Source organism: Vreelandella piezotolerans (assembly GCF_012427705.1).
Taxonomy (GTDB): Bacteria; Pseudomonadota; Gammaproteobacteria; order Pseudomonadales; family Halomonadaceae; genus Vreelandella; species Vreelandella piezotolerans.
This window is the reverse complement of sequence record NZ_CP048602.1, coordinates 3,901,686-3,926,772: the sequence shown is the minus strand read 5'-3', so window position 1 is coordinate 3,926,772 and position 25,087 is coordinate 3,901,686. Positions and strand designations below refer to the sequence as shown.

At 57.6% G+C, this 25,087-nt stretch carries 24 protein-coding genes; 22 read left to right on the top strand and 2 right to left on the bottom strand.

Annotated features, from left to right (window positions below):
* Positions 1-63: 63 nt before the first annotated feature.
* From GYM47_RS18155 to mgtE, 17 genes are all read left to right on the top strand, one after another.
* Positions 64-831, top strand: a complete 768-nt coding sequence (locus tag GYM47_RS18155; protein WP_058577325.1) for a transporter substrate-binding domain-containing protein — start codon at positions 64-66, stop codon at positions 829-831.
* 106 nt (positions 832-937) lie between these two features.
* Positions 938-1,609, top strand: a complete 672-nt coding sequence (locus GYM47_RS18150; protein WP_058577326.1) for an amino acid ABC transporter permease — start codon at positions 938-940, stop codon at positions 1,607-1,609.
* Positions 1,610-1,619: 10 nt separating this feature from the next.
* Entirely contained in the window at positions 1,620-2,378 is a 759-nt protein-coding gene (locus tag GYM47_RS18145; protein ID WP_153843631.1) for an amino acid ABC transporter ATP-binding protein, read from the top strand.
* Between the two features lie 578 nt (positions 2,379-2,956).
* Complete coding sequence (gene mnmG / locus GYM47_RS18140) at positions 2,957-4,861, top strand: tRNA uridine-5-carboxymethylaminomethyl(34) synthesis enzyme MnmG (RefSeq protein ID WP_153843632.1); 1,905 nt, start codon at positions 2,957-2,959, stop codon at positions 4,859-4,861.
* On the top strand, positions 4,858-5,523 hold the full coding sequence (gene rsmG / locus GYM47_RS18135) for a 16S rRNA (guanine(527)-N(7))-methyltransferase RsmG (protein ID WP_153843633.1): 666 nt from the start codon (positions 4,858-4,860) through the stop codon (positions 5,521-5,523). Before mnmG ends, rsmG begins: the two co-directional genes overlap by 4 nt.
* Positions 5,523-6,290, top strand: a complete 768-nt coding sequence (locus GYM47_RS18130) for a ParA family protein (RefSeq protein WP_058577330.1) — start codon at positions 5,523-5,525, stop codon at positions 6,288-6,290. The genes rsmG and GYM47_RS18130 overlap by 1 nt, the downstream gene beginning before the upstream one ends.
* Positions 6,291-6,345: 55 nt before the next feature.
* Complete coding sequence (locus tag GYM47_RS18125) at positions 6,346-7,272, top strand: ParB/RepB/Spo0J family partition protein (protein WP_153843634.1); 927 nt, start codon at positions 6,346-6,348, stop codon at positions 7,270-7,272.
* A gap of 218 nt (positions 7,273-7,490) precedes the next feature.
* The gene (locus GYM47_RS18120; protein ID WP_153843635.1) at positions 7,491-7,883 is read left to right on the top strand and encodes an ATP synthase subunit I; all 393 of its coding nucleotides are present in this window, start codon (positions 7,491-7,493) and stop codon (positions 7,881-7,883) included.
* A 16-nt stretch (positions 7,884-7,899) separates the two neighbouring features.
* The gene (gene atpB, locus GYM47_RS18115; protein WP_058577370.1) at positions 7,900-8,727 is read left to right on the top strand and encodes a F0F1 ATP synthase subunit A; all 828 of its coding nucleotides are present in this window, start codon (positions 7,900-7,902) and stop codon (positions 8,725-8,727) included.
* 65 nt (positions 8,728-8,792) lie between these two features.
* Positions 8,793-9,020 carry a F0F1 ATP synthase subunit C gene (atpE, locus tag GYM47_RS18110; RefSeq protein ID WP_007112217.1) on the top strand — a complete coding sequence of 76 codons (228 nt, stop codon included), beginning with the start codon at positions 8,793-8,795 and terminating at the stop codon, positions 9,018-9,020.
* Positions 9,021-9,096: 76 nt separating this feature from the next.
* Entirely contained in the window at positions 9,097-9,567 is a 471-nt protein-coding gene (locus GYM47_RS18105; protein ID WP_044628601.1) for a F0F1 ATP synthase subunit B, read from the top strand.
* A gap of 11 nt (positions 9,568-9,578) precedes the next feature.
* Positions 9,579-10,112: a F0F1 ATP synthase subunit delta gene (locus tag GYM47_RS18100; protein ID WP_153843636.1), complete on the top strand. Its 534-nt coding sequence runs from the start codon at positions 9,579-9,581 to the stop codon at positions 10,110-10,112.
* 16 nt (positions 10,113-10,128) lie between these two features.
* On the top strand, positions 10,129-11,673 hold the full coding sequence (gene atpA, locus GYM47_RS18095) for a F0F1 ATP synthase subunit alpha (RefSeq protein ID WP_058577334.1): 1,545 nt from the start codon (positions 10,129-10,131) through the stop codon (positions 11,671-11,673).
* Between the two features lie 65 nt (positions 11,674-11,738).
* Positions 11,739-12,626, top strand: coding sequence for a F0F1 ATP synthase subunit gamma (gene atpG / locus GYM47_RS18090; RefSeq protein WP_058577335.1), 888 nt, complete (start codon positions 11,739-11,741; stop codon positions 12,624-12,626).
* Positions 12,627-12,702: 76 nt separating this feature from the next.
* Positions 12,703-14,082 (top strand): F0F1 ATP synthase subunit beta, encoded by a 1,380-nt coding sequence (gene atpD, locus GYM47_RS18085; RefSeq protein ID WP_058577336.1) that lies wholly within the window; start codon positions 12,703-12,705, stop codon positions 14,080-14,082.
* 24 nt (positions 14,083-14,106) lie between these two features.
* Positions 14,107-14,535, top strand: a complete 429-nt coding sequence (locus GYM47_RS18080) for a F0F1 ATP synthase subunit epsilon (RefSeq protein WP_044628606.1) — start codon at positions 14,107-14,109, stop codon at positions 14,533-14,535.
* A gap of 118 nt (positions 14,536-14,653) precedes the next feature.
* On the top strand, positions 14,654-16,036 hold the full coding sequence (gene mgtE / locus GYM47_RS18075) for a magnesium transporter (RefSeq protein WP_058577337.1): 1,383 nt from the start codon (positions 14,654-14,656) through the stop codon (positions 16,034-16,036).
* Positions 16,037-16,052: 16 nt separating this feature from the next.
* On the opposite strand, the gene GYM47_RS18070 is transcribed toward mgtE, so the two are convergent.
* Positions 16,053-17,246 carry a cation diffusion facilitator family transporter gene (locus GYM47_RS18070; RefSeq protein WP_058577338.1) on the bottom strand — a complete coding sequence of 398 codons (1,194 nt, stop codon included), beginning with the start codon at positions 17,244-17,246 and terminating at the stop codon, positions 16,053-16,055.
* Between the two features lie 193 nt (positions 17,247-17,439).
* Here GYM47_RS18070 and GYM47_RS18065 point away from each other — a divergent pair, with 193 nt between their 5' ends.
* The 5 genes from GYM47_RS18065 (at position 17,440) to nhaD (ending at position 24,256) form a co-directional block, all read left to right on the top strand.
* Entirely contained in the window at positions 17,440-18,240 is an 801-nt protein-coding gene (locus tag GYM47_RS18065; protein WP_153843637.1) for an undecaprenyl-diphosphate phosphatase, read from the top strand.
* Between the two features lie 26 nt (positions 18,241-18,266).
* The gene (locus GYM47_RS18060) at positions 18,267-19,385 is read left to right on the top strand and encodes an FAD:protein FMN transferase (protein WP_139526151.1); all 1,119 of its coding nucleotides are present in this window, start codon (positions 18,267-18,269) and stop codon (positions 19,383-19,385) included.
* A 1-nt stretch (position 19,386) separates the two neighbouring features.
* Complete coding sequence (glmU, locus tag GYM47_RS18055; RefSeq protein ID WP_153843638.1) at positions 19,387-20,754, top strand: bifunctional UDP-N-acetylglucosamine diphosphorylase/glucosamine-1-phosphate N-acetyltransferase GlmU; 1,368 nt, start codon at positions 19,387-19,389, stop codon at positions 20,752-20,754.
* A gap of 53 nt (positions 20,755-20,807) precedes the next feature.
* Positions 20,808-22,634 (top strand): glutamine--fructose-6-phosphate transaminase (isomerizing), encoded by a 1,827-nt coding sequence (gene glmS, locus GYM47_RS18050; protein WP_153843639.1) that lies wholly within the window; start codon positions 20,808-20,810, stop codon positions 22,632-22,634.
* A gap of 155 nt (positions 22,635-22,789) precedes the next feature.
* Positions 22,790-24,256, top strand: coding sequence for a sodium:proton antiporter NhaD (gene nhaD, locus GYM47_RS18045; protein ID WP_058577343.1), 1,467 nt, complete (start codon positions 22,790-22,792; stop codon positions 24,254-24,256).
* 137 nt (positions 24,257-24,393) lie between these two features.
* Here the strand turns inward: nhaD and GYM47_RS18040 are convergent, their stop codons facing one another.
* A complete protein-coding gene (locus tag GYM47_RS18040; protein WP_231125631.1) occupies positions 24,394-24,999 on the bottom strand; it encodes a CBS domain-containing protein in 606 nt (201 codons plus the stop codon).
* Between the last annotated feature and the right edge of the window lie 88 nt (positions 25,000-25,087).

The following is a 25,087-nucleotide window of genomic DNA, read 5'->3' as shown; positions in this document are numbered from 1 at the left end:
CCGATTTATAAGAAAAAAATTCTATAAATTGCGTGGCTAACCACATAAAACATGGGGAAACTAATGAAACACCTATTCACTACCTCTGCGATCGCCACGGCCATTACACTGGGCTTGGGCAGTACCACTGCGTTTGCGCAAACGCCTACCGTCAACGTGGCCACTGACCCAAGCTTTGTGCCTTTCGAAATGCTCGACCCCGATACCGGTGAAATGATCGGCTTCGACATGGACATCATCAACGAAGTGGCCGAGCGCGCTGGCTTCGAAGTCAATCTCACCACCATGGAGTTCTCGGGCATCATTCCTGCGGTGCAAACCGGCAGTCAAGAAATCGCCATTGCGGGCACCACTATCACTGAAGAGCGCGCTCAAGTCGTCGACTTCTCCGATCCCTACTACGACTCCGGTCTGCAAATCATCGTACGCGCCGACAACGAAGAGGTCTCCTCCATCGAGGACCTCGAAGGGCTGTCAGTGGCCACCAAAATCGGCTCTACCAGCTACGACTTCCTACAACAAGAGCTAGGCGAGAACGCCGACATCACGCCCTATCCCGGCACCGCCGATATGTACATGGCACTGCTGGGCCGTAACGTCGATGCCGTACTTTACGATGCGCCCAACGTAGCTTACTTCTCACAAACCCGTGGTGAGGGACGTACTAAGGTCGTCGGCCCGCTATACGAAGGCCAGCAGTACGGCATCGTCTTCCACAAAGGCAGCGAGTGGGTAGAGCCGACCAATGAGGCACTAGCCGCTATGCGTGAAGATGGCACCTACGACGAGATCTACACCAAATGGTTCGGTGAAGCCCCTAGCGCTGACTAAATCGCGCAATAGCTCATCGCCAACGCTTGAAGCGATTCTCACCACAGGGCCGGGCGGCCATTTCCCCCGGCCCTGTGTCGTTGTTTTCTTTACCTGGAGATAACGCGTGGACGTTAACTTTCAGTTCGACTGGTCGGCTGCGTTTAGCTCGATCCCCTATTTATTACCCGGTATTCCCTGGACGCTACTGATCTCCTTTGGCGGTCTAGCGATTGGCTTTTTCATCGGTATTTTCTTCGGCCTGCTGCGCATTAGTCCCGTGCGCTGGTTACGCTGGCCTGCCATCGTATACGTCGAGGTATTCCGCGGCACCCCCATCTTGGTCCAGGTGCTTTTCATCTTTTACGGCTTGCCGCAACTGCTGGGTGGGCCCATCAATGCCCTGGTCGCGGGTATTGCCGCCATTGCCGTCAACTCTGGGGCTTATATCTCCGAGATCGTTCGCGGCGGCGTGCAATCCATCGAACGCGGCCAGCGCGAAGCATCGCTTTCACTTGGCCTCTCTAGGGTACAAGCCTTCCGCTATGTCATCTGGCCTCAGGCACTGCGCCGCATGATTCCGCCGCTCGGCAATCAGGGCATCATCAGTATCAAAGACACCTCGCTCTTCTCCGTCATCGGGGTGAGTGAGCTAGTACGCCAAGGGCAAATCTATATCGCGACCACCTTCACCGCGTTGGAGGTCTACTTCATGGTGGCGCTGATGTATCTCGCCATTACCTGGACCCTTTCCCTGGTGCTGCGTCAACTAGAGCGCCGTGGCCTCGCCGGACAATAAGGAGCGCACGATGACTTCAACTCAAACGCCCATTGTGCGTATGCAAAAGCTCCACAAGCACTTTGGCAGTCTGCACGTTCTCAAGGATATCGACCTGGACATCGTCCCGGGTGAGGTCGTCGTGGTCATCGGAGCCAGTGGTTCCGGCAAGTCCACGTTGATCCGCTGTATCAACGGTCTGGAAGAGTTTCAGTCAGGTAGTTTAGAGGTCGACGGCAACACGCTGTTGCCCAACGGTAAAAGCAGCCAGGCGCTGCAAACCATCCGTACCGAAGTGGGCATGGTGTTCCAGCAGTTCAATCTCTTTCCCCATCTGAGCGTGCTCGACAACATTACGCTGGCACCCATGAAGGTCCGCGGCTGGAGCCGCCAAGACGCCGAAGAGACCGCCAAGCGGCTGCTGGAGCGCGTCGGCATTGCCGATCAGGCCAACAAGTATCCCAGCCAGCTCTCCGGCGGCCAGCAGCAGCGTGTGGCGCTGGCGCGTGCGTTGGCGATGGAGCCGCGCCTCATGCTGTTCGACGAGCCAACGTCGGCGCTCGATCCCGAGATGATTGGTGAAGTGCTGGATGCCATGCGAGAGCTAGCTAAGGAGGGCATGACCATGGTGATCGTGACCCACGAAATGGGCTTTGCCCGTGAGGTAGCCGACCGCATCATCTTTATCCATAAGGGCGAAATTGCCGAACAAGGCCCACCCGAGCAACTCTTTGATGCGCCTCAACACGAGCGCACCCAATCGTTTTTGGCGCGCGTACTCAAGCACTGATACGTACTTGATCTCCGCTCTGTTAAAGGCGACCAAAGCACAAAAAGCGACCCACCCAATGGCCTGTCTTGCTGACAGGCCATTTTTTTTGCCTGTGGATACTATTTTTTACAAGCACACTCTTACATCGCCACAGCCCCCAGCATGGGCACCTCTTGAAGCGATACGGCCGTATCGACCGGCTTGTTCACAGGTACGGTAACAAGCACGGTATCCATAGGTGGATAACCCGTTGTCAGGCAGCGTTGTGGGTAAGTCGATGTTTCATCCACAGCTCCGCCACCGCTTCTACGCAGGCACTCCGCCCTTTAATCACGTAAAGGTCAACAATATAAGGTTATAAAAAATATAGAGAATATTGACTTATCAACAGATTTTGTCCACACCAATAGTTACAACATCAACAGAACTTCTCTTATATATTTTTATTTTGTTATTAATAACGACACTGCGTTGCATACGGGGTGTGGAAAAACCTGACGGTTACCCACAGGAGGTTTATACTGGCGGGCTAATTTCATCAGCGGCGAATCGCTGACCACATCATCCGTGCCAATAGGCGCAAGACGAGGTGTCTCTTGAATTACCCCGACCGCTTTGACGTGATTGTCATCGGCGGTGGCCATGCGGGAACCGAAGCCGCACTGGCCTCTGCTCGTATGGGCTGTCAAACCCTATTGCTGACCCACAACATCGAGACGCTCGGCCAAATGTCGTGCAACCCGGCCATCGGTGGCATTGGCAAAAGTCATTTGGTCAAAGAAATCGATGCGCTCGGCGGTGCAATGGGGCTAGCCACGGATTTAGGCGGCATCCAGTTTCGCGTGCTCAATGCACGCAAAGGGCCCGCGGTACGCGCAACTCGTGCCCAGGCTGATCGCGTCCGCTACAAAGCCGCCATTCGCGGCATGTTGGAAAACCAACCCAACCTGACGATTTTTCAGCAGGCGGCTGGCGATCTCATTGTGGATAACGACACCGTGCGTGGCGTCGTGACCGAGACGGGCATTCGCTTCCACGCAGAATCCGTCGTGCTCTCGACCGGCACCTTCCTGGGTGGGGTTATTCACATTGGACTCGATCAAAGCCGCGGCGGCCGCGCCGGTGATCCGCCCTCCAACGCGCTAGCGGAACGTCTGCGTGCGTTGCCGTTTCACGTTGACCGACTCAAAACCGGTACGCCGCCACGTATTGACGCCAAGACCGTCGATTTTTCGCAGTTGGAAGAGCAGCCGGGCGATACGCCAACGCCAGTAATGTCTTATCTCGGCTCGCGGGAAATGCACCCCCAGCAGGTGAGCTGCCATATTGCTCACACCAACGAGCGTACCCACGAGATCATCCTGGGTAACCTGGATCGCTCGCCAATGTACTCTGGCGTAATCGAAGGGATCGGCCCGCGCTACTGCCCGTCGATTGAAGACAAAGTGCACCGCTTTGCCGACAAATCGAGCCATCAGGTGTTCATCGAACCGGAAGGTCTGGATACCCACGAGCTCTATCCCAACGGCATCTCGACCTCGCTGCCTTTCGACGTGCAGTTGCAGGTGGTGCGCTCGATCAAAGGGCTCGAAAACGCGCACATCACGCGTCCTGGTTATGCCATTGAGTACGATTTCCTCGATCCACGGGATTTGAAACACTCTCTGGAAACGAAATTTATCCACAACCTGTTTTTTGCCGGACAGATCAACGGTACCACCGGTTACGAAGAAGCCGGTGCGCAAGGTCTTTTGGCGGGCTTGAACGCCGCTCGCCGCGCCAAGCAGCTCGAGGCGTGGTACCCGCGCCGTGATGAAGCTTACTTGGGCGTACTGGTAGACGACTTGATCACCATGGGCACCAAAGAGCCCTACCGTATGTTCACGTCCCGTGCGGAGTACCGTTTGCTGCTGCGTGAAGACAATGCCGATCTGCGCTTGACCGAGAAGGGCCGCGAGCTGGGTCTGGTCGACGACGCCCGTTGGGCAGCCTTCAGCCAAAAGCGTGACGCCATCGAGCGTGAAACGGCGCGTCTGGCCACTGCTTGGGTACAGCCCAACAGCCCGGCCGCTGCAAAAATTGCCGAAAAGACCGGTAAACCGCTGCCGCGTGAGTACAGTCTGAGTGATCTACTGAAACGCCCCGAGCTGACCTATGCCGATATCGCCGAGCTACCTGGCATGGAGAGCGGCGGTATCGACGACGACGCGGTCGCCGAGCAGGTGCAGATTCAGGCCAAGTATCAGGGCTATATCGACCGTCAGCAGGATGAAATCGATAAGCTGAAGCGCCACGAAGCTACCCCGTTACCCGCCGAACTGGATTATCAGACGGTGGAAGGGCTCTCCCATGAGATCCGCCAAAAGCTCAGCGCTGCGCGCCCGGAAACCCTCGCGCAAGCCGCTCGTATTTCCGGTGTGACGCCAGCGGCGGTGTCGATTCTGTTGATTCACCTGAAAAAGCGCCGTTTGGTCAGTCATACCGAGGTCGCCAACGGATGAGCGCACTGCAGCCATTGATCGATCTGCTGCCCAGCGGCGTTACGCCCAAGTTGGACCAGGGGCTGGCCGACCTGGGCATATCCGTGACGACGACGCAACGAGAGCAACTACTCGGATTACTAGCGCTGTTGCACAAGTGGAATCGGGCTTATAACCTCACTGCAGTGCGCGATGTCGAGGAGATGGTCTCCCGCCATGTGCTGGATAGCGCCGCTGTGGCGCCCTACGTTCATGGTCCTGAGCTTCTCGACGTAGGGGCGGGGCCAGGCCTGCCGGGCTTGGTACTGGCCATCATGAACCCGGAGCTTCGGGTAACGCTGTTGGATAGCAATGGCAAAAAAGTACGTTTCCAGCGCCAAGCGGTGATGGAGCTGTCACTGACGAATGTGACCCCGACCCAAGCCCGCGTCGAGCAGTTTGCCGGGCAATCGTTCGATCAAGTAATTTCGCGGGCGTTTGCCAGTCTGGTCGACTTCGTGACGATGACCCACTCACTGCCCGCCGCCGACGGTCAGTGGCTAGCGATGAAAGGTCCCGGTGCCGATGACGAGCTACGTGAATTGCCCGACGGCATTGCACTGAGTGAACGCCACCTGTTGAATGTACCCTTCGAAACCGCCGAGCGGCAGCTGTTGATCCTGACCCCAAAAGGAGTTGCGTAGTGAGCCAGATCATTGCCCTGACCAACCAAAAAGGCGGCGTGGGCAAGACCACTTCAGCCGTTAACCTGGCCGCGAGCCTGGCGGCTCTGGATCGCCGCGTACTGTTGGTGGATCTCGATCCCCAGGGACACGCCAGCATGGGCAGCGGGATCGATAAATACGATCTTGAAAAAAGCGTACTCGACGTGCTGCTTGGCGAGGCCTCCGCCGGTGACGTCATCGTGCGCGGGCAGACGGTGCGCTACGATGTGCTCCCTGGTAACGGTGACCTGACGGCAGCAGAAGTGGAACTACTGGACAGCGACCAACGCCAAAGTCGCTTGTCACTAGCGCTCGCCAGCGTTGCAAACGACTATGACGTGGTGCTGATCGACTGCCCCCCGTCGCTGAACATGCTGACCGTGAATGCTCTGACGGCAGCCCACGGCGTGCTGATCCCGCTGCAGTGCGAGTTTTATGCGCTGGAAGGCCTCTCGGCATTGCTGGATACCGTGGAGCAGATCAAGCAAAGTGTGAACCCCGAGCTTGCCGTGTCGGGCATTTTGCGCACCATGTACGACAAGCGCACCAGCCTCACTCGGGAAGTGGATAAGCAACTGCGCGACTTTTTCGGTGATGCGCTGCTCAAAACGACCATTCCGCGCAACGTCAAAGTCGCTGAAGCGCCGAGCCATGGTGTTCCTGTGACCCAATATGCGCGTTTCTCGCGGGGTAGCCAAGCCTATCGCGTGCTGGCCAAAGAGATGATTCGGCGCCTATCGTTGTAACGGTGGCTACCGTAGCGTTAACAGTACGTAACATAAAAAGTACGAGGGAAAGCGAATGACGCGTAAACGCGCGCTAGGACGTGGCCTGGATGCCCTGATTGGTGCGGGCGCCCGTCGTCGTGACAGTTTGGATCTCACCGGCGAGACAACGCTGGACAACGCTGAGGCGTCCCTACCCGAGGGCATGTCGGATGACGCCCCCGAACGTTTGGAGCGCCTGCCGCTGGGTCAATTGACACGTGGCAAGTATCAACCTCGCCGCGACATTCAGCCCGAAGCGCTGGAAGAGCTTGCCGACTCCATTCGCGCCCAAGGGGTCATGCAACCCATTGTCGTTCGTCCCATTGGCCAAGAGCGTTACGAAATCATTGCCGGTGAGCGGCGCTGGCGAGCGGCGCAGTTGGCCGAGCTAGACGTCATTCCCGCCGTCATTCGCCACGTTAGCGATGAGGTAGCGCTGGCGCTGGCGCTGATCGAAAACATTCAGCGGGAAAATCTCAACGCGATCGAAGAGTCATTGGCCTTGAAGCGCCTGGGCGACGAATTCGAGCTAACGCAGCAGCAGATCGCCGATGCAGTAGGAAAATCCCGGACCCAAGTGGCCAATCTTCTGCGCCTGCTCGCCCTCGACCCGGAAGTGCAGACACTGCTGGAGCGGGGAGATCTCGATATGGGCCACGCCCGAGCGCTGCTATCGCTGTCCAGTGCCCAGCAGCGTCAGGTGGCCCACGAAGTGGTCAATAAAGATCTTACGGTGCGCGACACCGAGGCATTGGTAAAAAAAGTTCAGACTCAACAGGCGTCTACCTCATCTCCCAAGCAGGTCTCTAAAACACCGGACGTTGCTCGGCTCGAGACGCATTTAGGCGAACTGCTGGGTGCCCCGGTGTCGATCGACCATGGCCAACAGGGCAAGGGGAAGGTCACCATTCGCTACACTAGCCTCGAAGAGTTGGACGGAATCCTGTCGCATATTAAATAGCAGGCTAATGGAAGATGCGGCCAGTTTTTCACCCTTTGGTCGCAAGTCGGCGCTGAAACGCGCGAAATCCGTGCAACTTCGGTTGAAGGTGTGATAGCGCTTCCCTATAATCGCGCAAGATTTGTGCAGGTTGCTTATAGGTATGCCAGAAGACACCGTGAGCAACCCGCTTAACGCGCTGGGGAATCGTTGGCTAACAGGCACGATGTTGAACGCATATGCAGCGAATTGAAACCCAGCGCAGGCGAGCCTATGTAGTCCGACTTATCTGCGCCCAGCTCGTTGTCATGCTAGTCGGCGCAATGCTTGTTTACCCCTTTGCTCAGATGCCAGGGGTCGTGTCGGTCATAACGGGAGCGTTGGTAGCACTGCTACCGCATGCTTTCTTCATACAGCGGTTAGGAATTTTTCGCAATACGCGCCGAATATCGGGCGCAATGGACCTGTTTCGTGCCGAGGCAGGCAAGTTTGGTTTGACGGTGGCGCTGTTTGCGCTGGTGTTCGTGGTAGTGCCCCCCTCAAACCCCGCTTTCTTTTTTAGTGCTTATGTTGCGGTTGTTCTGACGCATTGGCTTGCGCCTTGGCTAATGCCTGGGAAATCGCACAACTGATTGAGGTGACATGTCTATGGCCGCAGGAAACGAAGTCTCATCGACTTACTATATCCAGCACCACTTGCAGAACCTGACCTTTGGTAAACACCCAGAAAATGGCTGGTCGCTGGCGCACTCCGCCGAAGAAGCCCGTGAAATGGGCTTTTGGGCCATTCACTTGGACACCATGGGCTGGTCCATCGCCATGGGCCTTCTGTTCATCTGGATTTTCCGTAAAGCCGGTAAAGCGGCGACCACCGGCGTTCCCAGCGGCCTGCAAAATGCCGTTGAGATGGTTGTCGAGTTCATCGAAAACCTCACGCGGGCCACGTTCCATGGCCGCAACCCCATCATTGCGCCTCTAGCGCTCACGCTGTTCGTGTGGATTCTGCTCATGAACACGCTGAAGATCATCCCGGTCGACTATGGCCCCGAGCTCTTCAAGCGACTGGGCGTCGAGTACATGAAAATCGTACCGACCACGGACCCCAATGCCACGCTGGGTATGGCGCTAGGCGTGTTCTGTTTGATCATCTACTACAGCATCAAAGTCAAAGGTGCCGGTGGTTTCGCCAAAGAATTGTCACTAACGCCGTTCAATCACTGGGCGCTAATCCCCTTCAACCTGGTACTTGAAGTGATCGGCCTGCTGGTGAAGCCGCTGGGTCTCGGCCTGCGTCTGTTCGGTAACATGTTCGCCGGTGAAGTTATCTTTATCCTGATTGCGCTACTACCGTTCTGGGCAATCTGGCTGTTGGACGTGCCATGGGCCATCTTCCACATCCTCGTGGTAACGCTGCAGGCCTTTATTTTCACCACGCTGTCGGTGGTTTACCTCAGCGCGGCGCACGAACACCACTAAACCAAGCAACGACGTTTTCATTAACCCTCAACCCTTAACCAAAACTTAAACTCAGGAGCAACATCATGGAAATGGTTTATCTCTCAGCTGCTATCATCATCGGTCTGGGCGCACTGGCTACCGGCATTGGCTTCGCTCTTCTGGGCGGCAAACTGCTCGAGTCGACTGCGCGTCAGCCGGAACTCGGTGACCAGCTGCAAACCAAAACCTTCATCATGGCTGGTCTGCTGGACGCCGTTCCGATGATCGGTGTTGGTATCGCGATGTACCTGATCTTCGTAGTCGCCGGTTAATGCAGCTTGACCGAGCGGTCATCCGCTCGGTTTTGTTTCACTCCGGTCGCCACGAACTTGTCAGAGGTACATCCCTGTGAATATCAACATGACGCTTATCGGGCAGACGATCGCCTTCGCGATCTTTGTCTGGTTTTGCATAAAGTATGTGTGGCCTCCGATCAGCAACGCGCTTCACGAGCGTCAGAAGAAAATTGCTGATGGCTTGGACGCAGCCAGCCGTGCGACGCGCGACCTTGAGCTTGCTCAAGAGCGTGCTGAGCAAACGCTGCGTGAAAGCAAGGAGCAGGCTTCTCAAATTCTCGAGCAAGCCAACAAGCGCTCTGCTCAAATGATCGAAGAAGCACGCGAACAGGCTCGCGCTGAAGGCGAACGCCTGATGGCAAGCGCTCGTTCCGAAATCGAGCAAGAAGTGAATCGTGCAAAAGACGAGCTTCGTGCCCAGGTTTCTCACCTCGCCATCCTAGGTGCCGAGCGTGTCCTTGAAGCTTCGGTCGACGAGAAAGCACATCGCAAGTTACTTGATGAGCTTGCTGCTGAACTGTAAGGAGGTGACCCATGGCGGAATTATTGACCGTCGCTCGTCCTTACGCTAAGGCGGCGTTTGAATACGCGCGTGATCATGAGGCGCTTGATAGCTGGTCCAAAGCGCTGGGTTTTTTAAGCGCAGCGGTTGCCAACAGCGATGTACGTCGCCTGCTGGGCAGTCCAAAGCTCGAGAACGACAAAAAGGTCGCTCTGCTCGCTGATATGTTGCCGGAGCAGAGCACCGACGTGTCGCGCTTTCTGGATACCCTGGCCGACCAAGGTCGTCTGTTGGCTCTGCCTTTCATCGCTGAACAGTTCGAGCACCTGCGTGCCGATCATGAGCAGCGAGTCGAGGTATTGGTCACGTCCGCCTACGAGCTGGACAGCCAACAGCAGACCAAGCTAGCAAACGCGCTCAAGAAACGTCTGAATCGCGAAATCTCCATTACTACTCAGGTGGACAAGGCGCTGATTGGCGGTGTCATCCTGCGTGCCGGCGATACCGTCATTGACGGTTCGGTGCGTGGTCGATTGAACCGACTTTCCGAAGCGCTGACCGCTTGAGTCTGAGGGACATGGCATGCAGCAACTGAATCCTTCCGAGATCAGCGACATCATCAAGCAGCGAATCGAGAAGCTTGACGTCGCATCCGAAGCCCGTAATCAGGGCACCATCGTCAGCGTTTCCGACGGTATCGTGAAAATTCACGGCCTCGAAGACGCGATGTTCGGTGAAATGATCGAATTCCCCAACAGCATCTTCGGCATGGTACTCAACCTGGAGCGTGACTCCGTGGGTGCCGTTGTCCTGGGTGACTACCTGCAGCTCGAAGAAGGCATGACCGCCCAGTGTACCGGTCGCATTCTGGAAGTGCCGGTAGGCCCCGAGCTGGTGGGTCGTGTGGTCGATGCGCTGGGTAACCCCATCGACGGCAAAGGCGACATCAACGCCAAACAGACTGACGCGGTCGAAAAAGTGGCGCCTGGCGTTATTACCCGTCAGTCCGTTGACGAGCCGATCCAAACCGGTCTGAAATCCATCGACGCCATGGTACCGATCGGTCGTGGTCAGCGTGAGTTGATCATCGGTGACCGTCAGATCGGTAAATCCGCCATTGCCATCGATGCGATCATCAACCAGAAAGGCAAAGGCGTGACCTGTGTCTACGTCGCCATCGGTCAGAAGCAGTCGACCATTGCCAACGTGGTGCGCAAGTTAGAAGAGCACGGCGCGATGGATCACACCATCGTCGTGGCCGCGGGCGCTGCCGACCCGGCACCGATGCAGTTCTTGGCCGCTTACTCTGGCTGCACCATGGGCGAGTACTTCCGTGACCGCGGTGAAGACGCACTGATCGTGTATGACGATCTTTCCAAGCAGGCCGTTGCCTACCGCCAGGTATCGCTGCTGCTGCGTCGTCCGCCGGGCCGTGAAGCTTACCCGGGTGACGTGTTCTATCTCCACTCGCGTCTGTTGGAGCGTGCCGCTCGCGTCAACGCCGACTACGTCGAGAAGTTCACCAACGGCGAAGTGAAGGGCAAAACCGGTTCCTTGACCGCACTGCCGATCATCGAAACACAGGGTGGTGACGTATCGGCGTTCGTTCCGACCAACGTTATCTCTATCACCGATGGTCAGATCTTCCTGGAAACCAACCTGTTCAACTCCGGTATTCGTCCGGCGATCAACGCAGGTCTCTCGGTTTCTCGTGTCGGTGGTGCTGCGCAGACCAAGATCATCAAGAAGCTGGGTGGCGGTGTGCGTCTGGCCCTGGCTCAGTATCGTGAACTGGCGGCGTTCTCGCAGTTTGCCTCTGACCTTGACGAGGCCACGCGTAAGCAGCTCGAGCACGGCCAACGCGTGACCGAACTGATGAAGCAGAAGCAGTACTCGCCGATGTCAGTGGCGGAAATGGCGCTGTCTCTGTACGCCGCTAACGAAGGTCACCTGGACGATGTGAGCGTCGACAAGGTGCTGGACTTCGAACGTGCCCTGCACGACTACATGAAGTCCGAGCACAGCGAGCTGCTCGATAAGATCAACCAGACCGGCGACTACAACGGTGAAATTCAGGACGGCTTGAAGTCAGGTCTCGAGAAGTTCAAGGCGACTCAGAGCTGGTAATGTCCGGCCCGCCTACGGGCGGGCTTGCATGCTTTCTGAGAGCCACGAACGAAAGGTAGATCGCTATGGCAGCTGCAAAAGAGATACGCACCCAGATCGGGAGCATTAAAAATACGCAGAAGATTACCAGCGCCATGGAAATGGTGGCTGCATCGAAAATGCGTAAAGCGCAAGATCTGATGAAGGCTGGCCAGCCGTACGCCAAGCAGATTCGTAACGTGGTAGGCCACATTGCCGACGCGAACCCCGAGTACAAGCACGACTATATGGTCGAGCGTAACGAGGTAAAGCGTGTTGGTTACATTGTGGTCTCCACCGATCGTGGCCTGTGTGGCGGCTTGAACGTCAACCTGTTCAAGGCAGTGGTGAAAGACGCCGTTGCCTGGAAACAGCAAGGCGCTGAGCTGGACTTCTGTGCCCTCGGTTCGAAAGCCGGTGCTTTCTTCCGCAACTACGGTGGCAACTTGATTGCGGCCAAGAGCGGACTAGGGGAAGCACCGACCGTCGAGGGTCTGATCGGTAGTGTCAAGGTCATGCTCGAAGCGTATGACGAAGGACGCCTGGATCGTCTGTACGTGGTGTATAACGAGTTCGTCAACACCATGACCCAGCGGCCCGTCGTGCGTCAGCTTCTTCCGCTGTCGCCTGACATGGGCGCTGACGCTAAGCATGACGAAGAAAACGCCCGTCCCGGAAGCTGGGACTACCTGTATGAACCGGATGCCAAGGCGTTGCTAGACAGCCTGTTGGTTCGATTCATCGAATCGCAGGTGTATCAGGCGGTAGTCGAAAACGGTGCGTGCGAACAGGCCGCCCGAATGATCGCTATGAAGAGTGCCACTGATAACGCGGGCAACCTGATCGACGATCTGGAGATGGTGTACAACAAGGCCCGTCAGGCCGCCATCACCCAGGAAATTTCCGAGATCGTCGGCGGCGCTTCAGCCGTATAACGCCAAGGGAGCCTGCCATCGCTAAGGTGGCTCCCGGCAAACAGGTTTCATTTGCAGGTTTTTGAGAGGAACCAAGATGAGCGGACGTATCGTACAAATCATCGGCGCGGTGATTGACGTAGAGTTTCCGCGGGACTCTGTGCCCAAGGTCTACGACGCGCTGAAGGTCTCCAACGTTGAGACCATCCTCGAAGTCCAGCAGCAGCTGGGCGACGGCGTAGTACGCGCCATTGCCATGGGCTCCACCGAGGGCTTGAAACGTGGCTTGGACGTAACCAACACAGGTGCCGCGATTTCCGTACCGGTCGGTAAGGAAACGCTGGGTCGCATCATGAACGTACTCGGCGAGCCGATCGACGAAGCAGGTGAGATCGGTGAGCAAGAGCGTATGCCGATCCACCGAAAAGCGCCGAGCTATGCCGATCAGGCAGCGTCTAACGAGCTGCTCGAGACCGGTATCAAGGTCATCGATCTGGTCTGCCCCTTCGCGAAAGGCGGTAAGGTCGGTCTGTTCGGCGGTGCGGGTGTTGGTAAAACCGTTAACATGATGGAGCTTATCCGCAACATCGCCACCGAGCACAGCGGCTACTCTGTATTCGCTGGTGTCGGTGAACGTACGCGTGAGGGTAACGACTTCTATCACGAAATGACCGAATCCAACGTTATCGACAAGGTAGCGCTGGTCTACGGTCAGATGAACGAGCCGCCCGGTAACCGTCTTCGCGTGGCGCTGACCGGTTTGACCATTGCGGAGAAATTCCGTGATGAAGGCCGCGACGTTCTGCTGTTCGTCGACAACATCTACCGTTACACCCTGGCCGGTACCGAAGTATCCGCCCTGCTGGGTCGTATGCCGTCTGCGGTAGGTTACCAGCCGACGCTGGCCGAAGAGATGGGCGTTCTGCAGGAACGTATCACCTCGACCAAAACGGGCTCTATCACTTCCGTACAGGCCGTTTACGTCCCGGCGGATGACTTGACCGACCCATCGCCAGCCACCACCTTCTCGCACCTGGATGCGACCGTGGTACTGGCGCGTTCCATCGCTGAGCTGGGTATCTACCCCGCGATCGACCCGCTGGACTCCACCTCGCGTCAGCTGGATCCGCTGGTTGTCGGTGAAGAGCACTACGACGTAGCACGTGGCGTTCAGAACGTTCTGCAGCGTTACAAGGAACTGAAGGACATCATCGCGATTCTGGGTATGGACGAGCTGTCTGACGAAGACAAGCTGGCCGTTGCCCGTGCGCGTAAGATCCAGCGCTTCCTGTCGCAGCCGTTCTTCGTGGCCGAGGTCTTCACGGGCTCGCCCGGTAAGTACGTGTCGCTGAAAGACACCATTCGTGGCTTCCAGGGCATCCTCGCGGGTGACTACGACGATCTGCCGGAACAGGCCTTCTACATGGTCGGCTCCATCGACGAAGCTGTCGAAAAAGCCAACCAGATGAAGAAGTAATCCCGTCCATTAGGGGGATTCGCTATGGCGAATAGCTTCACTTGCAATATCGTCAGCGCAGAAGCATCCATCTTCTCAGGTAAGGTTGAGCAGGTGATTGCTTCCGGGATTATGGGTGACCTCGGCATTTTGCCGGGGCACGCCCCGCTGCTGACCGAGCTTCAGCCGGGCCCGATCCGCGTGATCCACGATGATGGCAAGGAAGAAAACTTCTTTGTCTCTGGCGGCTTCATGGAAGTCCAGCCAGATGTCGTGACGATCCTGGCAGACGCTGCGGCGCGTGCCAGCGACCTCGACGAGGCCGCTGCCGAGGAAGCGCGTCAGCAGGCGCTGAAAGCCTTTAACGAGAAGTCAGCGGAGCTGGATTATACCCGTGCTGCCGCTGAACTTGCCGAAGCCGTTGCTCAGCTGCGAACGATTCAGCAGCTGCGTAAAAAGGCGGGTAAAGGCTAGTTAGACGCTCTGCGTAATCAAACGCCCCTTAAACCCGATTCAGGGTTTAAGGGGCGTTTTTTTTGTCTGTTAATATGCGGGTGAGTCATCCCAGAGTTGAACGTCTCAGGAGCGAGCGATGGCGCTAAACGAAGAAGCCTTACAGGCGTTGAAGACCGAGCTGCTCGATGAGCTGGTCAAGGAAGATCCCAGTAAGTCGCAATTGGCGGAACGCCTCGCCGAAATCCGCTCGGCTGACATCGGCGAAGTGCTCGAAGAGCTTATCGAAGAAGATGAAGAGTTAAGCGCCGCTTTGACGGTGTTGGACATTCTCTCCACCGAACGAGCCGCCAATGTGTTGGGCTATCTACCCAAAGAGAGCCAGCTCGAGGTCGTAGGTGAACTGTCCGATACCCAGGTGCTCAAGCTGCTCGAAGAGATGGGCTCCGATGAGCGGGCGGATTTGTTCAACCGGCTTGGGGAAGACCGTCGCGAAGCGCTGTTGCGTCGTATGGCGCACCAGGAGCGCGAGGATCTCAAGCGCTTGGCGAGCTATGAAGAGGGCACTGCCGGCGCCATCATGACCTCTGACTATGTTGCCATAGCCAGTGGCATGACGGTGTCACAAGCAATGATGCGCGTGCGCCAAACCGCGCCCGATGCGGAAACGGTCTACCAGCTCTATGTGTTGGACAGCGACGGCCATCTGATCGGCACCATGTCGCTGCGTCAACTCATGGTCGCGCGTCCTGGGGCAGTGGTCGACGACATCATGATTAAAGACGTCATCAACACGCCCGTGGACAAAGCGCAGGAGGAGGTGGCGCGTATCGTGGCCCGCTACGATTTGCTGGCGCTGCCGGTGATCGATGCCGATGGGCGTATGGTAGGGATCGTCACCCACGACGATGCCATGGACGTCGCTGAGTCGGAAGCCACCGAAGATATCCACAAAGGGATGTCCATCGGTCAGCTAGAGGATGGCGTGAGCCGGGTACCGCTGTGGAGTCTTTACCGCAAACGCGTGTTTTGGCTGGTCTTGCTGGTCTTTGCCAACCTTTTTTCGGGGGCGGGCATCGCTTATTTCGAGGAGACCATTGCTGCTCAGGTGGCGCTGGTATTTTTCTTACCGCTGCTGATCGGTAGCGGCGGTAATGCCGGTGCGCAGGCCGCCACGCTGATGGTGCGCGGCATGGCCACCGGCGACGTAGGTGTGAAGGATTGGAGCAAGATGCTTGGGCGTGAGCTGTTGGTGGCCGGTTCATTGGGTTTGACCATGGCCATTGCCGTCGCCCCCATTGGGATTTTTCGTGGCGGGGAAGCGGTGGCCATCATCGTGGCGCTCAGCATGGTGACCATCGTGCTGTTTGGCAGCTTGATCGGCATGTGCTTGCCGTTCGTTTTGGAGCGCTTCAAAGTAGACCCCGCGACGGCCTCGGCTCCGCTGGTGACCACGCTGATCGACGCCACCGGCGTACTGATTTACTTCAGTATTGCAACGGCCATACTTGCCGGCGTCTGATCTGGGTTAGGGTAGCCTAGCGCATGGCGCTGCTGGCCGCCCGGGTGATGAACATGACCTCCACATGACCCAGCCACTCGATGTCGCTGGCGAGCGCCTTGAGCTGGCTCGCCAAACACTGAGGCGGCTGGTGAACGGCGTCGCCAATGATCAGCGACACCGAGACCTTATCGTCCAAGTAGTGAAGCTGTAGGTCATTCAGCGTGCGCCACACCGGGTGGCGGTACCATCGCTCGTTCAGCGCCGCTTCCACTTCTGGACGCAGCGGCAGGCCGGGTAGGCGGCTCGGGTCGCCTTCACCAGCGTCATCTTCTGGGTCGACGTGGAAGATGACGTCGGTCAGCAGTGGGAATTCATGGCGCAGGCGACGGCTCACTTCGTTGCCGATTTCATGGGCTTCCGACACGGTGATCTTCGGCCCGACCACCACGTGCAGATCCACCATCACCCACCCGGCAGACTGGCGAGTGCGCAGGTCGTGAACACTATCCACCCCCGGCACGCTGCAGGCGACGTCGTGCATCTGCTGCTGAATATCTTCGGGCAGCGCGGTATCCACCAGCTCGCGTGCGGACTCCCACAATAAATCCCAGCCCACCTTACCCACCAGCAGCCCGACGATGATCGCGGCGATGGCGTCTAGCCAACCCAGACCAAACTGAGCGCCTACCAGTGCCACCAGTACCACGGCGGTCGACAGGGCATCGCTGCGCGAGTGCCAAGCGTTGGCTTCCAGCAATTTGGATTTCACCCGCTTTGCTACTCGCATGGTGTAGCGGAAGATCCACTCTTTGCTAAGCAGGGCCAAAACGGTAATGGCAATGGCGATCAGGCCAGGGGCATTGACCTCCGTGCCGCTGAACAGGCGATCCAGGCTCGACCAGGCAATACCCCCGGCCACGAAAATCAGCACGCTACCGAGCAGCAGCGTGGTCAGGGTTTCGATCCGGCCATGGCCGTAGTGGTGGTCGTTATCGGGCTCTTGGCGGCCATAGTGAATGGCTGCCAGCACGAACCCATCGGTCACGAGGTCGGAGAGCGAATGGATACCATCGGCAATGAGGGCTGCCGAACCGACCAAAAAGCCCACAGCGACTTTAATGACGCTCAGGAAACCGTCTAGCCAAGCGCCGATATAGGTCACGCGCTTGGCTTCTTGGCTATCTAGCTCGTGGTTGGGAACCACTGGCGTTTCTACGGTCTGAGTCATGAGGTACCTGCAGGGACGCACACTTCCATTAGATGCCCATTGTAGCTTACCGCCGGGCAAGCTCTATACCCTCTTGTGCATTCTCAGGCGTTACCGGTGCGGACAATGAAAGTTGGGATGTGTATCCTAAGCGCCGCTGCAGGTGAGACGACCTCATTTCATAACGCAACACAGAACATAGACAGGACGACCTATGGATTGGCTCCAAGTGGTAGTATTGGCGGTGGTGCAGGGGCTCACTGAATTTCTTCCGATTTCCAGCTCCGCTCATCTGATTTTGGTGCCGGTGCTCACCACCTGGGAAGACCAAGGTCTCGCGTTCGACGTGGCACTCCACTTGGGTAGCTTGAGCGCCGTCGTCCTCTATTTTCGCCAGGAAATTTGGCAAATGATCGCTAGCAGCCTCACGGCGGTAAGAGGCAATGGCGTCAATGAGGATGCGCGTCTGGCGTTTTGGGTGGTCGTGGCCACCTTGCCGGTGTGCATCGTCGGCTTTCTCCTCCATGACCTGATCGCAGGCTACATGCGCTCGACGCTGATCATCGGCCTTAGCCTGATCGGCTTTGGCTTACTGCTAGGCTACGCCGACTGGAAAAAGCGTGGTATCCGCAGCGAGTATCAATTGACGCTAAAAGACGTGCTGATCATCGGCGGCGCTCAGGTATTAGCGCTGATCCCCGGTACGTCGCGCTCGGGGATCACGATGACCGCGGCGCTGATGGTTGGCATGAATCGAGAAGGCGCCGCGCGCTTCTCGTTCTTGCTCTCGATTCCCGTCATCGTGCTCGCCGGTGGCCTCGAAGCGGTGAATCTCTTCAAAGCGCCTCACTCGATCGACGTACCCGCTATGCTAATAGGGGCGCTTTTATCGGGTATCAGCGCCTTCGTGTGTATTCACTACTTTCTCGTCGTAATCAAAAAGCTGGGGATGCAGCCGTTCGTGGTATACCGCGTGCTGTTTGGTGCCTGGCTACTCTGGTTTTTTCATTTCTAACCCGCGCGTTCAATGAAGGACATCGGATGAAGGGCTATCAAACCGCGTGTAGGCGACTGGGCGTCGTGGCACTGCTCGGCACGCTATTGGCAGGCTGTTCGGAAAGTGATCGGCCACTGGAGTCTCCGGTGCGCTTCGAGGGCGGTATTTTTGGTACGTATTATCAAATGACTCTGGTCGACCCACTCACCCAGGGCGACGCGAACGCATTGGAAGAGGGCATCCTAGCCGAGATGGAAGACGTGGACCACGCCATGTCGACCTACCGCGACGACTCCGAGCTGGTCGCTTTTAACGAAGCGCCGCTTGGGGAGTGGCAGCCGCTCTCCAACGAGCTGATCGAAGTGCTGGCGATTAGCCGTTCGGTGTCGGAAGCAAGCGAAGGGGCCTTCGATATCACCATTGGCGATGTGGTGAATCTATGGAGCTTTGGGCCCGAGGCACGTCCCGAAGAGGTGCCCAGCGATGCCGAACTCAGCGAGCGTATGGCCACCATTGGTTTCGATGCGGTGGAAGTCGATACCCAGCGCATGCAAGCACGTCGCCTGCGTGATGTCTTTGCCGATCTCTCCGGCGTCGCCAAAGGCCACGCCACCGACCGCGTGGCGGCGTATCTGGATCAGCAGGGCATCGATAATTACCTGGTCAATATCGGTGGCGGGCTGATTGCCCGCGGTTACCGGGACATCGAAGATCAAACGCCTTGGCGTGTCGGCATTGAAGTGCCGCAAAGCGGCGTGCCGGAAGCGCAGCACGTGTTGGCGCTGGAGGGGATGTCAGTGGCCACGTCGGGCGATTATCGCAACTACTTTGAAGTCGATGGCGAGCGCTTCTCTCATCTTCTGGATCCGCGAACCGGTCAGCCCATCAAGCATCAGCTAGCGTCGGTATCGGTGTTCCACCCCTCCAATGCCTGGGCCGATGCTTGGGCCACGGCGCTCACCGTCGTGGGGAGCGAGCAGGGTATGCAGCTGGCCGTCGAAAACAACCTCAATATTTTGATGTTAGTACGTGAGGGGGAGCGTTGGCGTAGCTTGGCGAGCCCCGCCTTCGTCAACTATTTCGGTGATGCGCTGATCGATGAACTGGGCATCGAGCCCTGGACGGCCTCCTCAGCGAATCGCCAAATGCAAACAGGTGAATGACATGCACGACCTCGATATCGTCATCTTAGCCGCAGGTAAAGGCACACGGATGCGCTCTCAGTTGCCCAAAGTACTGCACACGCTAGCGGGTAAGCCCATGGTAGAGCACGTACTGGCAACGGCCAGTGGCCTGAACCCGAGTCGTACCCACGTGGTGATTGGCCATGGTGCTGACCAACTTCGCGACGCGTTGGCGGAGTATGATGTCTCGTTTGCACTGCAGGAAGAGCAAAAAGGCACCGGACATGCGGTGGCTCAGGCGCAGCCTCAGTTGGGCAGCGGTATCGTGTTGGTACTATATGGCGACGTGCCGCTGATTCGTCGCGATACGTTGGCCGACTTGCTGGCCAAGGTGGATGAGCAGCACATGGGCCTGCTCACCGTCACGCTGGAAGATCCCAGTGGCTATGGGCGTATCGTGCGCGATGCCGAGGGCCACGCCGTGGCGATCGTCGAGCAGAAAGATGCCAACGAGGAGCAGCTGGCGATTAACGAGTGCAACACCGGCATCATGGCCATGACCAGCGCTCAACTGAAGCGTTGGCTGCCCCAACTCTCGGCAGAGAATGCCCAGGGAGAGTACTACCTGACCGACGTGATCGCCATGGCGGCCAGTGAGGGCATCAAGGTCGCCACCGCACAGCCACACGCTGCCACAGAGGTGGAAGGGGTCAATAATCGCGTGCAAATGGCCCGTCTAGAGCGTGCCTACCAGCAGCAGATGGCGGAGACGCTGATGGCTCAAGGCGTTGCCTTGGCCGACCCCGCACGCATCGACGTGCGCGGTAAGCTCACCTGCGGCCACGATGTCTTCATCGACGTAGGCTGCGTGTTCGAAGGGAACGTCGAACTTGGCGAAGGCGTGCGGGTTGGGCCCTACTGCGTCATCAAGAACAGCACCATCGGCGCGGAAAGCGAGATTCACAGCCACAGCGTGGTCGATACGACCGTGGCGGCGGGCCTTAATCAGGTGGGACCCTACGCGCGGCTGCGCCCCGGAACCCGCTTGGCGGTCAAAGCCAAGGTCGGTAATTTTGTCGAAACCAAAAACGCTGACGTGGGTGAAGGAAGCAAAATCAATCATTTGAGTTATGTGGGGGATGCTCGTCTGGGGCGCGATGTGAACGTGGGCGCGGGCACCATCACCTGCAATTACGACGGCGTAAACAAGCACCGCACCGAGATTGGCGATAATGCCTTCATCGGTTCCAATACCGCGCTGGTGGCACCCGTCACGGTGGGCAAAGGGGCCACCGTCGGCGCGGGATCCACGATTGCCAAAGACGTCGCCGAGCACGCCCTGGCCGTGACCCGCAGCCGACAGCTAGAGAAGCCCGACTGGCCGCGCCCGGTGAAAACGACTAAATAAGTGCATCGACACGTTGAATAATACGGCGTGCAAACGCCCTAGGAGAAAGAGTTATGTGTGGCATCGTCGCAGCGGTTGCACAGCGCAATGTGCAGGGAATTTTGCTGGAAGGACTCAAACGTCTGGAGTATCGCGGTTATGACTCCTCTGGCATGACGGTGCTGAACGACGGTGCCTTAACGCGGCACCGTGCCTTGGGTAAGGTCTCGGCACTGGCCGAACGATTGGATATTGCGGCGTTACCGGGCAGTAGCGGTATTGCGCACACTCGCTGGGCCACGCACGGTAAACCCTCCGAGGCCAATGCGCATCCGCATCACAGCAGCGATACCGTTGCCGTGGTTCATAACGGCATCATCGAAAACTACGAGCAGATCAAAGAGACGCTGCAAGGTAGCGGTTACACGTTCACTTCGGAAACCGATACCGAAGTGATCGCCCACCTGCTGGCGGAAACACTCGCTGCGGGCAAAACGCTGTTCGAGGCGACGCAGGAGATCGTGCATGGTCTTGGCGGTGCTTACGCACTGGGCGTGATGAGCGTGACCGAACCCAATGTGGTGGTGGGCGCGCGCCAAGGAAGCCCGCTAGTCGTTGGTGTCGGGATCGACGAAGCCTTTTTAGCCTCTGACCCGCTGGCGCTTTTACAGGTGACCGATCGCTTTATCTACCTGGAAGAGGGCGATGTAGTCGAGCTGCGTGAGGGCGGTGCCCTTCGCATCGTCGATCGGCAAGGCGATACGGCCGAGCGCCCGGTGCATACCTTTGAGCATGGCGACGGCGCGGCCAGCAAGGGCGAGTATCGTCACTACATGCTCAAGGAAATTTTCGAGCAACCCAAGGTTATCGAAGCCGCTCTGGAAGGTCGGCTGAGCGCCAGCAGCGTACTGGTCGAAAGTTTTGGGCCAGAGGCCCAGGCGTTGTTCCAGAAAGCCCGGCAGGTGCATATCATTGCCTGCGGCACCAGCTATCATGCAGGCTTGGTGGCGCGTTACTGGTTGGAGCGCTACGCCGGGGTGCCGGTACAGGTCGAAGTGGCCTCCGAGTATCGCTACCGTCACCCAGTCGTGCCGGAAGGGACACTGTTCGTCACGCTCTCCCAATCTGGAGAAACCGCCGATACGCTGGCGGCGCTGCGCTTTGCCAAGACGCTGAACTATGTCGGCTCGCTGGCGATCTGCAACGTGCCCGGAAGCTCCCTGGTGCGGGAGTCCGACATGTCGCTGATGACCCGCGCGGGCCCAGAAATTGGCGTCGCCTCGACCAAAGCGTTTACCACTCAGTTGATTGCGCTGATGCTGCTGACGCTATCGGTCAGTAAAGCGAAGGGCCAGCCAGCGCAGCCAGAGATCATTGGCGCCCTGCAGGCACTGCCCGCGCTCTGTCAGCAGGTGTTGGGTCTCGATCGGCAGATCGAAGTGCTTTCTCAGGCATTTGCAGAGAAGCATCACGCGCTCTTCCTGGGTCGTGGGGCGCACTACCCCATTGCTTTAGAAGGCGCGCTGAAGCTCAAGGAGATTTCCTATATCCACGCGGAAGCCTATCCGGCCGGCGAGCTCAAACACGGCCCGCTGGCGCTGGTGGATAGCGAGATGCCGGTCATCTCGGTAGCCCCCAACGATGACCTGCTGGAAAAGCTAAAATCCAATCTCCAAGAAGTACGCGCCCGTGGGGGACAGCTATTCGTATTTGCCGATCAAAAGGTAGGGATTAACTCCCAAGACGATATTCACGTTTTGGAGCTACCGAATGTTCACGAAGCGCTGGCACCGCTACTCTATACCTTGCCACTGCAGCTTCTGAGCTATCATGTGGCGGTCCTGAAAGGCACCGATGTGGATCAACCGCGTAACCTTGCCAAGAGCGTGACCGTTGAATGATCGAAGCGTCACAATTAATTGCAATCGAATGAATAAAGCGCTTTACAAGATGCGGCAAATGGCCGCATCTTATGCGCCATCGCTGCGTTGCAGCACATAGTTAGTGTGCTTATGATCGTGGCGGTACTCTCTAACCCTGCCAGGATCACGCTGCTATGAAACCACCTAACGTCCTTGCAACTCGGCATCCCGCTTGCCGCGTTGCTTGGTTGTTGACCGCACTCTGCCTCTTCGCTTTTCCCTCTCTTGCTTTTGCTGCTGCTGGCCCCCTCGATCTCACCACCTCGCTTGCCGGTATTGCCTCCGTGACCATTTTCATTCTGGCCTATGCCCTGGTCATGAGTGAAGAAATCATCCACATGCGTAAATCCAAACCGGTTCTGGTGGCCGCTGGCCTGATCTGGGCCATGGTCGCGTGGGTCTACGTACAAGCGGGTATGCCCCATGAGGCAGAGAGCGCCTTCAAAGAGACGCTGCTCGAGTATACCGAGCTGCTGCTGTTCCTCCTGGTGGCGATGACGTACATCAACGCCATGGAAGAGCGTCGTGTGTTCGATGCACTGCGTGCGTGGCTGGTGCGCAAGGGGTTTAGCTACCGGAGCCTATTCTGGATTACCGGCTGTTTGGCGTTCGGTATTTCGTCCATCGCCAACAACATGACGACTGCCATGCTGATGTGTGCGGTGGTGCTAAAGGTCGCCGAGGGGGATAACAAGTTTATCAGCCTCTGCTGTGTCAACGTGGTGGTGGCCTCCAACGCCGGTGGTGCGTTCAGCCCGTTTGGCGATATCACCACACTGATGGTGTGGCAAGCCGGTCAGGTGCCTTTCGAAGGCTTCTTTGCACTGTTGGTACCTGCCATCGTGAATTTCATGGTGCCTGCGGTGATCATGAACTTTTTCATCGTCAATCGTCAGCCCGCTGCGCTCACCGAAAACGTGTGGTTGAAGCGGGGCGCCCGGCGCATCATCGTACTGTTCTTGATCACCGTGGCGATCTCGGTGCTGTGCCACTCGATTCTGTACCTGCCGCCCGCTATGGGCATGATGTTTGGTCTAGGCCTGCTGCAATTCTTTGGCTATTACCTGCGTCGCAGTTTGCCCCGCTCGCTGGAGCGCAAACGTGAGCGTTACTCCCGCCGCGGAGATTGGAAAAAGCTGGAACAGCTAGGCAGCGTGGTGCCGTTCGATATCTTCAGCCGTATCGCCCGCTCCGAGTGGGACACGCTGCTGTTCTTCTACGGGGTGGTGATGTGTGTGGGTGGCCTGGGGTTCATGGGCTATCTCAGCCTGCTTTCGGAAACGCTTTACGGCGGCTGGGACCCGGTGTGGGCCAACGTCGTTCTGGGGCTGATCTCAGCGGTGGTGGATAACATTCCAGTGATGTTCGCCGTGCTCTCCATGGCGCCGGATATGTCGGAAGGCAACTGGCTGCTGATCACCCTAACGGCCGGTGTGGGGGGCAGCCTGCTCTCCATGGGATCGGCTGCCGGGGTAGCGCTGATGGGGCAAGCCCGTGGTATCTACACGTTTGCGGTGCATTTGCGCTGGGTGCCCGCTATTTTGTTAGGTTACGTAGCCAGTATCGTGGCACACCTGCTGATCAACGCCAGTCTTTTCTAAGGCGGTTGGCTATCCTGCCTAGCCGCTTGGTTAGGCAGACCAATAAAAACGCCCCTTATCGTTGGATAAGGGGCGTTTCGTTAGAAGCCTATATGTCGACAGGCGGCGTGGCACTTAAGACCACGCGCCTTGGTGGCTTATAAGTCGTGGCCGGTAATGACTTGGCAGATATCGGCGAAGCTGCGCGCCATGGGAACCACCGTCGTGGGTGGTTGGGTATTCAAACGGCTGCCCATGGCCGACTGGATATCAGTGGCAGAAATGATGCCTCTTACGCTGAGCTCCTGGTTTGGCTTGCGCTCGGTAATCAACAGATGCTGCTCGGTAAAGCTTTCCATGGAGAGGACGAGGTCTTCGATGGTGAGCGACGCGAGCTGCTCCAGCGGCATGGCGCTGAGTTTCTCCCAGGGTGTCATGATCATGGCGGCGGTCACTTCGGAGCGCTCTAGGTTACGCTGCTGCATGGCCAGATTGATGCGCCGGGTACCGATGACCTCTTTGGCGGTGAGCACGCCCACGCAGTGGGACTGTTTGTCCATCACGAATAGTAAACGAATACCGCCATGGCGCATTTTCAGATGAGCGTCATCGATGGGCGTGTCGCCTGCGATCGATTGCGGCATGACATGAGTAAAGTCGGTGAGTACCGACATGGCCGGGCTATCGGGCGTCAACTGCTTGGGCGTCGGCGTCGTGAGCAACGGAGTCGCACCAAACTGAACGAGCGGCTTATGTGAGTGCATGAGTTGGTTCATCGAGGGGTACCTCCGTGGTTGTGAAGAAGCAGGTCATTCACCACGCGCCTGCTTTGTACCTTCACATTTGCACGGA